Origin of the sequence: Serratia sp. BNK-33-b (assembly GCF_048684565.1) — a bacterium.
Classification (GTDB): Bacteria; Pseudomonadota; Gammaproteobacteria; order Enterobacterales; family Enterobacteriaceae; genus Serratia; species Serratia marcescens.
The window spans coordinates 3,790,953-3,807,365 of sequence record NZ_JBLQTZ010000001.1 but is presented as its reverse complement, the minus strand read 5'-3'; the positions used below and the strand labels follow the sequence as shown (position 1 = coordinate 3,807,365).

Genomic DNA, 16,413 nt, shown 5'->3' with positions numbered 1-16,413 from the left:
TTCGTTGCCTGCCGGCGATCGTGATAATCTTCAGGCTTCTTAACCGATCCGAAGCTAAATCATGCATCGCTGGTTGACTCTGCCTTCTCTGGCGCCGCTCATGTTTGTCGGCGCATGCCGGCGGCGCATCGCCGCCGCGACTCTCCTTTTCCTTATTTACGCGTTCAGCTCGCCGGCGCAGGCGGCGCTGAGCGGCGATCTGCCGCAGCGCAGCGAAGTGCAAAGCCAGCTGGAAATGCTGAACAAGCAAAAAGCCCTGACGCCGGTCGAAAAGCTCTCCCAGCAGGATTTGACCCGCACGCTGGAGCTGCTGGATGCCCTTGAGCGCAACCGGCAAGACGCCGCGCAGCTTAAACAGCAGGTGCAGCAGGCGCCGGCGAAACTCAGTCAGGTCACCGCCGAATTGGATGCGCTGAAGCAGCCGGTAGACAATGCGGCGGCGCGCGCTGCGCTGTTGCCGCTGTCGCTGCGTCAGTTGGAAAGCCGGCTGTATCAAACGCTCGACGAGCTGCAAAGCGCGCAGGAGAGCCTCTCCACCTACAACAGCCAACTGGTGTCGCTGCAAACCCAGCCCGAGCGGGTACAAAGCACCATGTACGCCGCCTCGCAGCGCCTGCAGGAGATCCGCAGCCAGCTCAGCGGCCAGACGCCGGGGCAAGATTCGCTGCGCAACAGTCAGCAGGTGATGCTGAGCACCGAGCAGGCGCTGCTCAATGCGCAGCTGGAGTTGCAGCGTAAAAGCCTGGAAGCCAATACCACGCTGCAGGATCTGCTGCAAAAGCAGCGCGATTACACCACCGCGCATATCGATGCGCTCGATCGGTCGGTGCAACTGCTGCAGGAGATCGTCAACAGCAAGCGGTTGACGCTGTCCGAAAAGACCGCCAAAGAGGCGCAGAACCCGGAAGACGCCACCGATATTCAGCACGATCAGCTGGTCAGCAAGCAGCTGGACGTCAACCGCCAACTGAGCCAGCGGCTGATCGCCGCCACCGAAGAGAGCAACACCCTGTTCCAGCAGAACATTCGGGTCAAGAACTGGCTCGACCGCGGGCTGCAGGCGGAGCGTAACCTGAAAGAGCAGATCCAGGTGCTGAAAGGCAGCCTGGTGCTGTCGCGCATTCTGTATCAGCAGCAGCAAAGCCTGCCGCAGGGCACGCTGCTGGCGGATATGGATACGCGCATCGCCGATCTGCGGCTGGAGCAGTTCGATATCAATCAGCAACGCGACGATCTGTTCAAGGGCGAAGATTACATCAACCAGCTGGTGACCGAGAGCAAGGAAAAGGCCGGCCCGGAAGTGATCGACGCGTTGAACGAGATCGTCGACATGCGCCGCGAACTGCTGGATCAGTTGAACAAGCAGCTCAGCAACCAGCTGTCGCTGTCGATCAACCTGCAGATTAACCAACAGCAGCTCACCAGCGTCTACGGATCGCTGCAGGATACGCTGACCCAGCAGATTTTCTGGGTCAACAGCAACAAGCCGGTCGATCTGGCGTGGCTGAAGGCGATGCCGGAGGCGGTGCGCGATCAGATTGCCGGGCTCGATCTCAAATTCGACGGCGGCAAGCTATTGCAGGGCGGGGTGAATGCGCTGGTGTTCCTGATCCCGCTGCTGTTGGCGATCGGGGTATTGCGTTGGCGCTACCGGCTGATCGACGGCCATTTACAAAAGCTGGCCAACGATGTGGGGCAACTGAAGCGCGACGGCCAACTGCATACGCCGAAGGCCATCGCGCTGACCTTGCTGAAGGTGTTGCCTGGCGCCGCGTTGCTCCTTGGCGTCGGTTTCTGGATGTATCGCGCAGATTTTGGCATCAGCGACTTTATCTGGGCATTGTCGCAGCAGCTGGCGCTGTCATGGCTGGTATTCGCTTTCAGTTACCGCATGCTGAAACCGGGCGGCATCGCCGAGCGGCATTTCAACTTCGGCGCCAACCTGTGCGCGCATTACCGCCGCCAGACGCTGCGGCTGGGGCTGGCGCTGCAGCCGCTGATCTTCTGGTCGGTATTGGGCGAAAAAGCGCCGCTGCGCCTGGTGGAAGACGTTATCGGCCAGATCGTGGTGATGTTGACGCTGGCGCTGCTCACGGTGCTGGTGTTCCCGCTGTGTCGCGACAGCTGGCGTGAAAAGGGCTCGCACGCCGTGCGGCTGGTGATGGTCACTGCGCTGGCCGCCACGCCGCTGATCCTGCTGGGGCTGATGTTCGCCGGCTACTTTTATACCACGCTGCGGCTGGCCAGCCGCTGGATAGACAGCCTGTATCTGTTTTTCCTGTGGAATATTGTGTACCTGACTGCCCTGCGCGGCCTGAGCGTGGCGGCGCGGCGTCTGGCCTACCGGCGCGCGTTGGCGCGGCGGCAAAACGTGGCGAAAGAGGGGGCCGAAGGCGGTGAACCGGTGGTGGAAGAACCGCCGCTGGCGCTCGATCAGATCAACCAACAGTCGCTGCGCCTGACCACCCTGGTGCTGTTCGCCATCTTCGCCAGCGCCTTCTACGCCATTTGGTCGGATCTGGTGACGGTCATCGCTTACCTGGACAGCATCACGCTGTGGCATTACACCAGCACCGTGGCGGGCAGCAGCGTGGCGCAGGCGGTGACGCTGGGCAACATGATGGTGGCGATCGCCGCGGTGATCGTCGCCTACGTGCTCACCCGCAACCTGCCCGGTTTGTTGGAGGTGGTGGTGCTGTCGCGGCTGCAGCTGCGGCAGGGGGCGTCCTATGCCATCACCACCGTGCTCACTTACCTGATTACCGCCGTGGGCGCCGTGGTTGCGCTGGGATCGCTCGGCGTATCCTGGGACAAACTGCAATGGCTGGCCGCCGGTCTGACGGTCGGGCTGGGCTTCGGCCTGCAGGAGATCTTCGCCAATTTCGTCTCCGGTCTGATCATTCTGTTCGAACGCCCGATCCGCATCGGCGATACCATCACCATCGGCACCTTCTCCGGTTCGGTCAGCAAGATCCGCATTCGCGCCACCACCATTACCGACTTCGACCGCAAAGAGGTGATCATTCCGAACAAGGCATTCGTCACCGAGCGGCTGATCAACTGGTCGTTGTCCGATACCATCACCCGCGTGCTGATCAAGGTCGGCGTGGCCTACGGCTCCGATCTCGACAAGGTGAAAAAGGTGCTGCTGCAGGCGGCGCACGACAACCCGCGGGTGATGACCGATCCCGAACCGCAGGTGTTCTTCCTCAACTTCGGCGCCAGCACGCTGGATCACGAACTGCGGCTCTATGTGCGCGAACTGCGCGATCGCAGCTACACGGTGGATGAACTGAATCGCTCAATCGACCGCTTGTGCCGGGAAAACGACATCGACATCGCTTTCAACCAGCTGGAGGTGTATCTGCATAACCAGCAGGGCAACGAAGTGCAGGAAGTGAAAAGAACGCTGTCGCCGGACGACGGCGGCCAGACGGCGGCGGATAAGCAATGAGAGGCGAAAGGGACAGCGGCGCTGTCCCCGGTTACTGTCCGGCGGGCAGATAGGGCGAGGTGACGCCGGCGCGCTGCAGCTTTTCCTGATAATCCCGTTTGACGATATCCAGCGCCGCCAGCGCGGTAGCCGGATCGATCTCGTTGCATTCCAGCAGGTAAATCAAGTCTACCGCCAGCTGCAGTTCGGGTGAGGCGTTTTCCAGAGACATAGCACCTGCGCTTATTAATTAATGGGATGAAAAACTCGTGTCTCGGCAGAGTATAGTGAACCCGGCGCGCAACCGGGAATAATCATTAAAATATTGTGATAAATCTTCAAAAACCGTTTTCTTTGCGCTCGATATTGCGCTCGATGCGCGCCAGCGCCTGACGGCAGCGCATCAGTCTCCCCTCCAGCGCCGCCAGCTCGTGCTGCAGCTTTTGCTGCGCCGCCAGCGTGGTCTGGCGCCCCAGCAGGCTTTCCCGATCCTGAATCATGGCGATCAGCCGGCGTTCGTAGTCCTGATGTTCGGCCAGTTTGTGGTACAGATCGGCCTCGGGGGCTTCTTTCGGCTGGTTCTTGCGCCGCAGCGCCTGGGTTGCCAGCTCGCGCTGCAGGGCAGAGATTTGAGCCACCAGTTTTTCGGCCAGAAAGGCCACCTGGCTGGTGCGGTTGTCGTTGGCGGCGCTTTGCAATTGGGCGAAATTTTTCTCCACTTCGGCCAGGTAGTCGCGCAGCCGCGTGCCGCGATTGGCGAACAGGGCGGCGTCGAAGCGCGCCTGCGGGATCGGAACGTCGCCGCGCGGGGTCACTTCGGCCGCCAGCGCCGCGATCTGCTGTGCCAACACCTGTAATAGACGCTGAGTGCTCACATAAGCTCCCTCTTGATTTCAACAGGCGTAAGCTTGCCCGCGATCCTGCCGTGAAACAAGCGCCGTACGCATATTCCGCCGGCGCGGCGCCGATGCTACAGTAGGCGGCAACCGATTGAGGAGCGAAGAGCCGCATGACGCGTGGGTTATTGATCATTTTGGGTTGGCTGGCGGTGGTGCTGGCGACGTTGGGCGTGGTGCTGCCATTGCTGCCGACCACACCGTTCCTGCTGTTGGCCGCCTGGTGTTTCGCCCGCTCTTCGCCGCGCTTTCATCACTGGCTGCTGTACCGCTCCTGGTTCGGCCCTTATCTGCGCCACTGGCAGCAGCATCGCGCGCTGCCGCCGGGGGCGAAGTGGAAGGCGGTGCTGGTTATTGTACTTACCTTCGCCTGTTCGCTGTGGCTGGTGAAAATCTGGTGGGTGCGCGGGCTGTTGCTGCTGATGTTGGCTATTTTGCTGACCTTTATGCTGCGCCTGCCGGTTATTGACCTGTCGCAACAAAAACAGCGCTGATTGTGCGCCGCTGGTTGCATTTGTCCGCCAGTTTGCATAGATTTGGGCGTTTTCGTGCGCGGATCGCCTGCCATTTCTTCTCCGGTGTGTTTCACCCGGGGGCGGCGGGTGAGCGGCGCGCCGGTTTTCAGGCAGTTTTATCAGGCAACAATTATGACCGCTACTGCGCAGCAGCTTCAGTTTATTAAAGACAGTATCAAAACCATCCCGGATTATCCGAAGCCGGGCATCCTGTTCCGCGACGTGACCAGCCTGCTGGAAAACCCGTTGGCCTACGCCGCCAGCATCGAGCTGCTGGTTGAGCGCTATCGCGAAGCGGGCGTGACCAAGGTGGTGGGTACCGAAGCGCGCGGTTTCCTGTTCGGCGCGCCCGTCGCGCTGGCGCTGGGCGTCGGTTTCGTGCCGGTGCGCAAACCGGGCAAACTGCCGCGCGCCACGCTCAGCGAAAGCTATGAGCTGGAGTACGGCACCGACAAGCTGGAGATCCACACCGACGCCATCACTGCGGGTGACAAAGTGCTGGTGGTGGACGATCTGCTGGCGACCGGCGGCACCATCGAAGCGACCACCAAACTGATCCGCCGTCTGGGCGGTGAAGTGAACGACGCCGCGTTCATCATCAACCTGCCGGATCTGGGCGGGGAAGCGCGTCTGAACAAGCTGGGCATCGATTGCTACTGCCTGGTGGACTTCGCCGGCCATTGATGCGGCATTGCCCCTTGGGCACAACGGCCTCGCGGATCGCCGCGGGGCTGTGTTAGCATGACCCTCCAGATTCCTCGACTTCTCCGGTATTAATGAGCTATCAGGTTCTCGCCCGTAAGTGGCGCCCTCAAACGTTCGCAGACGTGGTCGGCCAGGAACATGTCCTGACCGCGCTGGCCAACGGCCTCTCACTGGGGCGGATCCATCACGCCTATCTGTTCTCGGGCACGCGCGGCGTGGGGAAAACCACCATCGCCCGCTTGCTGGCCAAAGGCCTGAACTGTGAAACCGGCATCACCGCCACGCCGTGCGGCCAATGCGACAACTGCCGCGAGATCGAGCAGGGGCGCTTCGTCGATCTGATCGAGATCGACGCCGCTTCCCGAACCAAGGTGGAAGATACCCGCGATCTGCTGGACAACGTCCAGTACGCGCCGGCGCGCGGCCGCTTCAAGGTCTACCTGATCGACGAAGTGCACATGCTCTCGCGCCACAGCTTCAACGCGTTGCTGAAGACGTTGGAAGAGCCGCCGCCGCACGTCAAATTCCTGTTGGCCACCACCGATCCGCAAAAGCTGCCGGTGACCATTCTCTCGCGCTGTCTGCAGTTCCACCTCAAAGCGCTGGACGTCGATCAGATCCGTCAGCAGCTGGAAACGGTGCTGACGGCGGAGCAGATCACCAGCGACGCGCGTGCGCTGCAGCTTCTGGCGCGCGCCGCCGACGGCAGCATGCGCGACGCGCTGAGCCTGACCGATCAGGCGATCGCCATGGGGCAGGGGCAGGTGACCGCCGCCACCGTCAGCCAGATGCTCGGCACGCTCGATGACGAGCAACCGCTGGCGATCCTCGAAGCGCTGGTCAGCGCCGACGGCGAAAAGGTGATGGCGCAGGTCGCGCAGGCCGCTTCGCGCGGCGTGGACTGGGAAAATCTGCTGGTGGAGACGTTGGCGCTGCTGCATCGCATTGCGATGGTGCAGCTGTTGCCTTCGATGCTCGACAACCAGTACGCCGCCGTGGAGCAACGGCGGCGCGAGCTGGCGCGAACCCTGCCGCCGGCCGATGTGCAACTTTACTACCAGACGCTGTTGGTGGGCCGCAAAGAGCTGGCCTATGCGCCGGATCGCCGCATGGGGGTTGAGATGACCCTGCTGCGTGCGCTGGCGTTTCACCCGAAAGCGGTGATCCCGGAGCCGGTGGCGTTGGTGCAGACCGCGCCGGCGCCGATGGCGCAGCCGCAGGCCGCCGCTTCACAACAGCCGCCGCAGTTTCAGGACGCGCCGCCGCCGCTAGGGCAGCCGGCCGCGCCACAGCGACAATCATCGGCCCCTTTACCGGATGCCACCGCCCAGCTGTTGAAAGCGCGGTCCCAGCTGCAACGGCAGCAGGGAGCATCCACACCAAAAAAGAATGAGCCGGCGGCGCCAGGAATAGCGCGGCCGGCAAACTCGGCGCTGGGGCGTTTGGCTTCCGTGACCGAGCGCAGCCAGCAGCGCCTGGCGGAGAAGAAGGTGCCGGAAAAACCGGCGAAACCGGAAGCCTATCGCTGGCGCGCGCAGACCGAGCCGGAAGCGGCGCCGGAACCGCTGGCGACGCCGAAAGCGCTGCGCACGGCGTTGGAGCACGAGAAAACGCCGGAGCTGGCCGCCAAGCTGGTGGTGGAGTCGCTGGAGCGCGACGCCTGGGCGGCGGAAATCGATAAGCTGAAGATCCCGAAATTGGTGCAGCAGCTGGCGTTGAACGCCTTCAAGCAGCAGCCGGAGCCGGGCAAAATTAACCTCCATCTGCGGTCTTCGCAGCGCCATCTGAATTCGCCTTCGGCGCAGAGGACGCTGGCCGACGCGCTCGGTGAGCTGTACGGCGGCCCGATTGAGCTGACCGTGGTGGAGGACGATAATCCGGCGGGGCGGACCCCGCTGGAATGGCGACAAGCCATCTATGAAGAAAAGCTGGCGCAGGCGCGCCAGTCCATCGAAGCGGATACCAACATTCAGACGCTGCGCCGATTCTTCGACGCGGATCTGGATGAAGAGAGTATTCGTCCCCTTTAAACGCCGCGCGAGGTGCGCGGCCCTAGCGACGAGAGACGACTATGTTTGGTAAAGGCGGTCTGGGCAACCTGATGAAGCAAGCCCAGCAAATGCAAGAGAAAATGCAGCAGATGCAGGAAGAAGTCGCCAAATTGGAAGTGACCGGCGAATCCGGCGCGGGCCTGGTGAAAGTCACCATCAACGGCGCGCACAACTGCCGCCGCGTGGAGATCGATCCTAGCCTGATGGAAGACGACAAAGAGATGCTGGAAGATCTGATCGCCGCTGCGTTTAACGACGCCGCGCGCCGCATCGAAGAGACTCAGAAAGAGAAAATGGCTTCCGTCTCCAGCGGCATGCAGTTGCCGCCTGGCTTCAAGATGCCGTTCTGATGCAAACCAGCCCGCTCCTTGAATCCCTGATGGAGGCGTTGCGCTGCCTGCCGGGCGTCGGCCCGAAATCGGCGCAGCGCATGGCGTTTCAGCTGCTGCAGCGCGATCGCAGCGGCGGGATGCGCCTGGCGCAGGCGTTGACGCGCGCGATGTCGGAGATCGGCCACTGCGCCGACTGCCGCACCTTCACCGAACAGGACGTCTGCACTATTTGCGCCAATCCGCGCCGTCAGCAAAACGGCCAGATTTGCGTGGTGGAAAGCCCGGCGGATATCCACGCCATCGAGCAGACCGGCCAGTTCGCCGGGCGCTACTTTGTGCTGATGGGGCATCTGTCGCCGCTGGACGGCATCGGGCCGGGCGATATCGGTCTGGATCGCCTGGAGCAACGGCTGGAAAAGGAAAGCATCACCGAAGTGATCCTCGCCACCAACCCGACGGTGGAAGGGGAAGCGACCGCCAACTACATCGCCGAGATGTGCGGCCAGTATGGCGTGCTCGCCAGCCGCATCGCCCACGGCGTGCCGGTGGGCGGCGAGCTGGAGATGGTCGACGGCACCACGCTGTCGCATTCGCTGGCCGGGCGCCACGCCATCAAGTTCTGATGTTTTCCCGGATGGGGCCGCCCGGCCCCACCGTTTTTTGCCAAAAAATTCCCGCTGTCCGCTTGAAAAACAACACCCTGACCCTCATCTGATCCTCATTGTTCGATTTTGGTAGCCATTGTCTTTTGAGGTAATCAATGAGTATGAAAGGTCAAGAAACCCGCGGGTTCCAGTCTGAAGTAAAACAGCTGCTTCATTTGATGATCCATTCGCTGTACTCCAACAAAGAAATTTTCCTGCGCGAGCTGATTTCCAACGCCTCTGACGCCGCCGACAAGCTGCGCTTCCGCGCCCTGTCCGCGCCAGAGCTGTACGCCGGCGACGGCGAACTGCGCGTACGTTTGTCCTTCGATAAAGAGCAGCGCACCCTGACCATCGCCGACAACGGCATCGGCATGCGCCGCGAAGAAGTGATTGAAAACCTCGGCACCATCGCCAAGTCAGGCACCAAAGCGTTCCTGGAGTCCATCGGTTCCGATCAGGCGAAAGACAGCCAACTGATCGGTCAGTTCGGCGTCGGTTTCTATTCGGCGTTCATCGTGGCGGACAAAGTGACCGTGCGCACCCGCGCCGCCGGCGCCGCCGATGACGAAGGCGTGTTCTGGGAGTCCGCCGGCGAAGGCGACTACACCATCGCCGACATCACCAAAGAGACCCGCGGCACCGAAATCACCCTGCATCTGCGCGAAGGCGAAGATGAGTACCTCGACGCCTGGCGCCTGCGTTCGGTGATCGGCAAATATTCCGATCACATCGCCTTGCCGGTGGAGATCGAAAGCAAAAACGAAGAAGACGACACCGTCACCTGGGAGAAGATCAACAAGGCGCAGGCCCTGTGGACCCGCAGCAAGGCTGACGTGACCGACGAAGAGTACAAAGAGTTCTACAAACACATCGCCCACGACTTCACCGATCCGCTGAGCTGGAGCCACAACCGGGTGGAGGGCAAGCAGGAATACACCAGCCTGCTGTACATCCCGGCGCAGGCGCCGTGGGACATGTGGAACCGCGATCACAAGCACGGCCTGAAGCTGTATGTGCAGCGCGTGTTCATCATGGACGACGCCGAGCAGTTCATGCCGAACTACCTGCGCTTCGTGCGTGGCCTGATCGATTCCAACGATCTGCCGCTGAACGTGTCGCGCGAGATCCTGCAAGACAGCCGCGTGACGCAAAACCTGCGCGGCGCGCTGACCAAGCGTGTGCTGCAGATGCTGGACAAGCTGGCCAAAGACGACGCCGAAGGCTACCAGAAATTCTGGCAGCAGTTCGGTCTGGTGCTGAAAGAGGGCCCGGCGGAAGACAACGGCAACCAGGAAGCGATCGCCAAACTGCTGCGCTTCGCGACCACCCACGGCGACAGCTCGGCGCAGACCGTATCGCTGGAAGAGTACGTCGGCCGGATGGCGGAAGGCCAGGAGAAGATTTACTACATCACCGCCGACAGCTACGCCGCGGCCAAGAGCAGCCCGCACCTGGAGCTGTTCCGCAAGAAAGGCATCGAAGTGCTGCTGCTGTCCGATCGCATCGACGAGTGGATGATGAGCTACCTGACCGAGTTCGACGGCAAGCCGTTCCAGTCGGTCAGCAAGGCGGATGAAGCGCTGGATAAACTGGCGGATGAAACCGAAGAGCAGAAGGCCGCCGAGAAGCAACTGGAACCATTCATCGAACGCGTGAAAACCCTGCTGGGCGATCGCGTGAAGGATGTGCGCCTGACGCACCGCCTGACCGATACGCCGGCGATCGTCGTGACCGACGCCGACGAAATGAGCACCCAGATGGCCAAGCTGTTCGCCGCTGCCGGCCAGCAGGCGCCGGAAGTGAAGTACATTTTCGAGCTTAATCCGGAACATGCTCTGGTCAAACGCGCATCCGACGTGGGCGATAACGAACATTTTGCCGAATGGATCGACCTGTTATTGGATCAGGCGCTGTTGGCTGAACGCGGCACATTGGAGGATCCGAACCTGTTCATCCGCCGCATGAATAAGTTGCTGTCCGCCTAAAGTTGAAGATATGCGCCCTTAACGGTACCGTTAGGGGCGCATTTTCGGTTTTTCCCCACCTTTTCTCGCCTTTTGTACGTCGGTTTTTTTGCACATTCCGCAATCGATTTCCTTCGCGCGCCTTGAGCCTGCCCCCCCTGAAATGGTATCGTTGAGCGTTTTCGCAATTTTATAAAAACTACATAGCAAGGGGATTTACGCAATGCGTATCATTCTGCTGGGCGCTCCGGGCGCTGGTAAAGGTACTCAGGCTCAATTCATCATGGAGAAATACGGCATTCCGCAAATCTCCACCGGTGATATGTTGCGCGCAGCCGTGAAGGCCGGCAGTGAACTGGGCAAGCAGGCGAAAGAGATCATGGACGCCGGCAAGCTGGTGACCGATGAACTGGTGATCGCGCTGGTCAAAGAGCGCATCGCTCAGGAAGATTGCCGCAAGGGCTTCCTTCTGGACGGTTTCCCACGCACCATTCCGCAGGCTGACGCGATGAAAGAAGCCGGCATCAACGTGGACTTCGTGCTGGAGTTCGACGTGCCGGACGAGCTGATCGTTGACCGCATCGTTGGCCGCCGCGTGCACGCGCCGTCTGGCCGCGTATACCACGTGAAGTTCAATCCGCCGCAGGTGGAAGGCAAAGACGACGTGACCGGCGAAGAGCTGACCACGCGCAAGGACGATCAGGAAGAGACCGTACGCAAGCGTCTGGTGGAATACCATCAGATGACCGCGCCGCTGATCTCTTACTACAGCAAAGAAGCGGCAGCGGGCAACACCCAATACCGCAAAATCGACGGCACCCGCAAGGTGGCCGAAGTGAGCGCAGAGCTGGCGACCATCCTCGGTTGATCGCAAGCGCATTGTGCATGACGCCGGGCCCGTGGCCCGGCGTTTTTTTTGCCGTTTTGCCGCCAAATTGTGATCGCTGCGGCTTGTTGCAACCGTGCCCGTTAATCGCCCACGCCAAATGGCGTATAACAAGCCTGCGTTTTCACCCTCAGCAGGGAGCCGGGCATGCTCAGACAAACCAATCTTCTGGCGGAAGCCACCGCGCGCCAGATCGTCCAGCGGGCGATGGGCATCATCAGCCATTCCGTCAACGTGATGGACAGCAACGGCGTGATCATCGCCTCCGGCAACCCGCAGCGCCTGTTCCAGCGCCATGAAGGCGCGGTGCTGGCGCTGGCGGAGAATCGGGTGGTGGAAATCGACCGCGCCACCGCCGAGCACCTGAAGGGCGTGCGGCCAGGCATCAACCTGCCGTTCAGCTTTCGTAACCAGCGGGTGGGGGTGATTGGCATTTCCGGCGAACCGGCCGAGGTGCGCGCCTACGCCGAGTTGGTCAAGATGGCGGCGGAGATGATGGTAGAGCAGGCGGCGCTGCTGGATCAGCACCAGTGGGAAAAGCGCTACCGGGAAGAGCTGGCGAACCAGCTGTTGCAGCCGCAGCCGAACACGGCGTCGCTGGAAGCGATGGCGGCGTATCTGGGATTGGATCTGCGCCAGACGCGCATCGTGTGGATCGTCGAGCTGCAAGAGGCGCAGCCGCACCTGTTGCGCGAGCTGTTGGCGGAGCTGGAGGCCACCCAGCGCGACGCGTTGATCGCCATTACCGGCTTCAATGAAATGACCCTGTTGCGCCCGGCCTGCATGGCTCAGGGCGAATGGAGTTTGAAGCTGGAGCGCCAGCAGGCGCAGCGTTTGCAAAATCAGCTTAAACACCGCTTTCGGGTGCGGCTGATCGTCGGCGGTTTTTATGACGATCCGCAAAGCGCCTACCGTTCCAGCCTGACGGCGCGCGCCACCCAGGCAATGGCGCAGCGCCTGAAACTGCGTCACGCCACGCTGTTCTACCACGACTATCCGTTGCCGTCGCTGCTGTGCGATCTGGGAGAGGACTGGCGCGCGCAAGAGCTGGGGCGCCCCTGGCGGACGCTGGGCGAACAGGATGAAAAAGGCGTGCTGCGCAGTACGCTGCGCCACTATTTTTCGCAGAATTGTGATCAGACGCAGACCGCCGCGCAGCTGCATATTCACGTCAATACCCTGCGTTATCGCCTGCAGCGCATTGAAGCGATAACCGGCATGAAAATCAATCAATTAACTGACTCTCTGCGGTTGTTTATCGGCATGCTGATGCACGACTGAGTTGTGCCAACCCACAAATTCCGCGCCGTTCCCCCGGCGCTTTTTTGTTGTTTCCCCTCAGGTCAACGCCGGACGCGCGCGATATGTTGGCCTGCACATCAACCACGGAGAAAACAACAATGACAACCGTATCCACTCTAGGGGCGCTGGTGGCGTTAGCCGTCGCCATCGTCCTGATTCTACGCAAGGTGCCGCCGGCTTACGGCATGATCGCCGGCGCGCTGGCGGGCGGGCTGTGCGGCGGCGCCGACCTGGTGCAGACCGTGACGCTGATGATCGGCGGGGCGCAGGGCATCACCAACGCCGTGATGCGCATTTTGGCGGCGGGGGTATTGGCCGGGGTGCTGATCGAATCCGGCGCGGCGCACACCATCGCCGAAACCATCGTGCGCAAGGTGGGCGAAACCCGCGCGTTGCTGGCGCTGGCGGTGGCTACACTTATCCTGACGGCGGTGGGGGTGTTTATCGATGTGGCGGTGATCACCGTCGCGCCGATCGCGCTGTCGATCGCCCAGAAGGCCGGCATTTCACGCGCGGCGATCCTGCTGGCGATGATCGGCGGCGGCAAGGCCGGCAACGTGATGTCGCCTAACCCGAACACCATTGCGGCGGCGGACAACTTCCATGTGCCGCTCACTTCGGTGATGATGGCCGGCATCGTGCCGGGGCTGTGCGGCCTGGTGGTGGCCTATCTGCTGGCGCGTCGCCTGAGCGATAAAGGCAGCAGGGTGATGGCCGAAGAGCTGACTCAGCATGCCGAAGGAGCGCGGCCGGGTTTTGCTGCGGCGATCAGCGCGCCGCTGGTGGCGATCCTGCTGTTGTCGCTGCGGCCGATCGCCGGGATCGCCGTCGATCCGCTGATCGCGCTGCCGGTCGGCGGGTTGGCGGGTGCGCTGCTGATGGGGCGCATTCGTCAGTGCAATCAGTTTATGGTTTCCGGCCTGTCGCGCATGGCGCCGGTGGCTATCATGCTGCTCGGCACCGGCACATTGGCGGGCATCATCGCCAATTCGGCGCTGAAGGATGTCTTGATTAACGGCTTAACGCACACCGGGCTGCCGGCCTGGCTGCTGGCGCCGCTGTCCGGCGCGCTGATGTCGATGGCGACCGCCTCGACCACCGCCGGCACCGCCGTCGCCTCCGGGGTGTTCAGCTCAACGCTGCTGGAACTGGGGGTGAGCGGGTTGGCCGGCGCGGCGATGATCCACGCGGGCGCCACGGTGCTGGATCACCTGCCGCATGGCAGTTTCTTCCACGCCACCGGCGGCAGCGTCAATATGGCGGTGCACGAGCGGCTCAAGCTGCTGCCGTATGAAACGTTGGTGGGGTTCACCATCGCGGCAATCTCGGCGCTGATGTTTGGCGTATTTAACCTGGCGGGATAAGGAACAGTGATGAAAGCGCTGAAAAAAGTGGTTATTGCTCCGGATTCTTTCAAAGAGAGCCTGAGCGCGCTCGGCGTCGCCGACGCCATCGAACGGGGATTCCGTCAGATTTATCCGCAGGCGCACTACGTGAAGCTGCCGATGGCGGACGGCGGCGAAGGCACGGTGGAGTCGATGGTGGCGGCCACCGGCGGCGAGATCGTCCAGGTAACGGTCACCGGGCCGCTGGGGGAGCCGGTACAGGGATTCTATGGTCTGCTGGGCGACGGCGAAACCGCGGTGATTGAAATGGCCGCCGCCTCCGGACTGCATTTGGCGCCGCCCAACCGGCGCGATCCGCGCATCACCACCAGTTACGGCACCGGCGAACTGATGCTGGCGGCGCTGGAACGCGGCGTGAAGGCGATCATTCTCGGCATCGGCGGCAGCGCCACCAACGACGGCGGCGCCGGGATGATGCAGGCGCTGGGCGTTAAATTGCTGGATAAGGATGGTCGCCCGCTGCCGGTGGGCGGCGCGGCGCTGGCGCAGCTGGCGCACCTCGATCTCGCCGGACTGGATGCGCGTTGGCAACGGGTGAGCGTGACCGCCGCCTGCGACGTCGATAACCCGCTGTGCGGCGAAAAGGGCGCGTCGGCGGTATTCGGGCCGCAGAAGGGGGCGACGCCGGAGATGGTGGCGCAGCTCGATGCGGCACTGCATCACTATGGCGAACTGCTGGAACGGGAAACCGGCCGCGCCGTGCTGGCCCAGCCAGGGGCGGGCGCGGCGGGCGGCATGGGGGCGGCGCTGCTCGGCATGCTCGACGCGCGCTTGCGGCCGGGCATCGAGATCGTCACTGAAACCCTGCGTCTGGATGAGGCGGTGCGCGATGCCGATCTGGTGATCACCGGTGAAGGGCGGCTGGACAGCCAGTCGATTCACGGCAAAACGCCGATCGGCGTGGCGCGGGTGGCCAAGCGTTACGGCGTGCCGGTGATCGCCATCGCCGGCAGCCTGACGCCGGATTATTCGGTGGTGCATCAACACGGCATCGATGCGGCGTTTTCGGTGCTCGATCGCATTGTGACGCTGGAAGAAGCGCTGGCGGACGCCGATCGCAATCTGCAAGTGACGGCGCGCAACGTGGCGGCGGTATGGCAGCTGGCGCAAGGAAGAAGCCCACAGGCATAGCCTGTTGCTGTTATCGGTTTCGATGCAGGACTTTTCCGTTACAATAGCCGGCATTAATGGCTGCTGACATCCCGACCCAGAACGGAATGCCGGCCGGAAAGGAAATGAGGGGAACTGAGATGAAGCAAGAGAAACACGGCGTATTGCTGGTGAACCTGGGCACGCCAGATGCGCCGACCTCGTCGGCGGTCAAACGCTATCTGAAGGAATTCCTCAGTGACGATCGCGTGGTCGACACGGCGCCGCTGATCTGGTGGCCGATCCTCAACGGCGCGATCTTGCCGATCCGTTCGCCGCGCGTGGCGAAACTCTATCAGTCGGTGTGGATGGAAGAAGGCTCGCCGCTGCTGGTGTACAGCCGCCGCCAACAGCGGGCGCTGGCGGCGCGTATGCCGAATACGCCGGTGGAGCTGGGCATGAGCTACGGTTCGCCGAGCCTGGCGGAAGCCATCGACAAGCTGCTGGCGCAGGGCGTGACCAACCTGGTGGTGCTGCCGCTCTATCCGCAATATTCCTGTTCCACCAGCGCGGCGGTATGGGATGGCGTGGCGCGGGTGCTGAAAGGTTATCGCCGCTTGCCTTCTGTGGCCTTCATTCGCGATTACGCCGAACACCCGGCCTATATCGCCGCGCTGCAACAAAGCGTGGAGCGCTCGTTCGCCGAGCACGGCCAGCCGGACCGGCTGGTGCTGTCGTTCCACGGCATCCCCAAGCGCTATGCGCGGCTGGGCGACGACTACCCGCAACGCTGCGAGGATACGCTGCGTGCGCTGAGCGCCACGCTGCCGCTGGCGCCGGAGCGAGTGATGATGACGTACCAATCGCGCTTCGGCCGCGAGCCTTGGCTGACGCCGTACACCGATGAAACCCTGAAGGGGTTGCCGGCGCAGGGCGTGAAGCACATTCAACTGATTTGCCCCGGCTTCTCGGCAGACTGCCTGGAAACGCTGGAAGAGATCAAAGAGCAGAACCGCGAGATATTCATCAAGGCGGGCGGCGAGAAGTTTGAATACATCTCTGCGTTGAACGACGAGCCGGCGCATATCGACATGATGCAGCAGCTGGTGGCGCAACGTCTGTAATCATCCATAATCTGTCTATTAGGTGCATCGTGATCGGGCGGGGATGTGTTAACATTCTCCGCT

14 protein-coding genes and 1 other annotated feature are annotated in these 16,413 nt (G+C 62.1%); of the genes, 12 read left to right on the top strand and 2 right to left on the bottom strand.

The window, feature by feature from the left end; genetic code table 11:
- Positions 1-61: 61 nt before the first annotated feature.
- The gene (gene mscK / locus ACMGGK_RS18425) at positions 62-3,454 is read left to right on the top strand and encodes a mechanosensitive channel MscK (protein ID WP_049299672.1); all 3,393 of its coding nucleotides are present in this window, start codon (positions 62-64) and stop codon (positions 3,452-3,454) included.
- 31 nt (positions 3,455-3,485) lie between these two features.
- On the opposite strand, the gene rsmS is transcribed toward mscK, so the two are convergent.
- Together rsmS and priC are read right to left on the bottom strand one after the other, a co-directional pair.
- Positions 3,486-3,665: a pleiotropic regulatory protein RsmS gene (gene rsmS / locus ACMGGK_RS18420; RefSeq protein ID WP_016928837.1), complete on the bottom strand. Its 180-nt coding sequence runs from the start codon at positions 3,663-3,665 to the stop codon at positions 3,486-3,488.
- A gap of 106 nt (positions 3,666-3,771) precedes the next feature.
- The gene (gene priC, locus ACMGGK_RS18415; RefSeq protein ID WP_033641136.1) at positions 3,772-4,308 is read right to left on the bottom strand and encodes a primosomal replication protein PriC; all 537 of its coding nucleotides are present in this window, start codon (positions 4,306-4,308) and stop codon (positions 3,772-3,774) included.
- A 134-nt stretch (positions 4,309-4,442) separates the two neighbouring features.
- Here priC and ACMGGK_RS18410 point away from each other — a divergent pair, with 134 nt between their 5' ends.
- The 11 genes from ACMGGK_RS18410 to hemH all read left to right on the top strand — a co-directional run bounded on the left by ACMGGK_RS18410 (position 4,443) and on the right by hemH (position 16,350).
- Positions 4,443-4,823 carry a DUF454 family protein gene (locus ACMGGK_RS18410; protein WP_049299671.1) on the top strand — a complete coding sequence of 127 codons (381 nt, stop codon included), beginning with the start codon at positions 4,443-4,445 and terminating at the stop codon, positions 4,821-4,823.
- 153 nt (positions 4,824-4,976) lie between these two features.
- Positions 4,977-5,528: an adenine phosphoribosyltransferase gene (gene apt / locus ACMGGK_RS18405; RefSeq protein WP_015376864.1), complete on the top strand. Its 552-nt coding sequence runs from the start codon at positions 4,977-4,979 to the stop codon at positions 5,526-5,528.
- 92 nt (positions 5,529-5,620) lie between these two features.
- Positions 5,621-7,579 carry a DNA polymerase III subunit gamma/tau gene (gene dnaX, locus ACMGGK_RS18400; RefSeq protein ID WP_420277113.1) on the top strand — a complete coding sequence of 653 codons (1,959 nt, stop codon included), beginning with the start codon at positions 5,621-5,623 and terminating at the stop codon, positions 7,577-7,579.
- Positions 6,912-6,976 (top strand) — a sequence feature (DnaX frameshifting element). (Overlaps the previous gene by 65 nt.)
- 41 nt (positions 7,580-7,620) lie before the next feature.
- A complete protein-coding gene (locus ACMGGK_RS18395; protein ID WP_004940264.1) occupies positions 7,621-7,950 on the top strand; it encodes a YbaB/EbfC family nucleoid-associated protein in 330 nt (109 codons plus the stop codon).
- Positions 7,950-8,555 carry a recombination mediator RecR gene (recR, locus tag ACMGGK_RS18390; protein ID WP_004940263.1) on the top strand — a complete coding sequence of 202 codons (606 nt, stop codon included), beginning with the start codon at positions 7,950-7,952 and terminating at the stop codon, positions 8,553-8,555. Before ACMGGK_RS18395 ends, recR begins: the two co-directional genes overlap by 1 nt.
- A gap of 143 nt (positions 8,556-8,698) precedes the next feature.
- Positions 8,699-10,564, top strand: a complete 1,866-nt coding sequence (htpG, locus tag ACMGGK_RS18385) for a molecular chaperone HtpG (RefSeq protein WP_016928833.1) — start codon at positions 8,699-8,701, stop codon at positions 10,562-10,564.
- A gap of 202 nt (positions 10,565-10,766) precedes the next feature.
- The gene (gene adk / locus ACMGGK_RS18380) at positions 10,767-11,411 is read left to right on the top strand and encodes an adenylate kinase (protein ID WP_004940261.1); all 645 of its coding nucleotides are present in this window, start codon (positions 10,767-10,769) and stop codon (positions 11,409-11,411) included.
- 165 nt (positions 11,412-11,576) lie between these two features.
- Positions 11,577-12,710 carry a sugar diacid recognition domain-containing protein gene (locus tag ACMGGK_RS18375; protein ID WP_016928832.1) on the top strand — a complete coding sequence of 378 codons (1,134 nt, stop codon included), beginning with the start codon at positions 11,577-11,579 and terminating at the stop codon, positions 12,708-12,710.
- A 119-nt stretch (positions 12,711-12,829) separates the two neighbouring features.
- Positions 12,830-14,095, top strand: coding sequence for a GntP family permease (locus ACMGGK_RS18370; protein WP_033641131.1), 1,266 nt, complete (start codon positions 12,830-12,832; stop codon positions 14,093-14,095).
- Between the two features lie 9 nt (positions 14,096-14,104).
- The gene (locus ACMGGK_RS18365; protein WP_049299669.1) at positions 14,105-15,268 is read left to right on the top strand and encodes a glycerate kinase; all 1,164 of its coding nucleotides are present in this window, start codon (positions 14,105-14,107) and stop codon (positions 15,266-15,268) included.
- Between the two features lie 119 nt (positions 15,269-15,387).
- On the top strand, positions 15,388-16,350 hold the full coding sequence (gene hemH, locus ACMGGK_RS18360; protein ID WP_049299668.1) for a ferrochelatase: 963 nt from the start codon (positions 15,388-15,390) through the stop codon (positions 16,348-16,350).
- Positions 16,351-16,413: the final 63 nt, after the last annotated feature.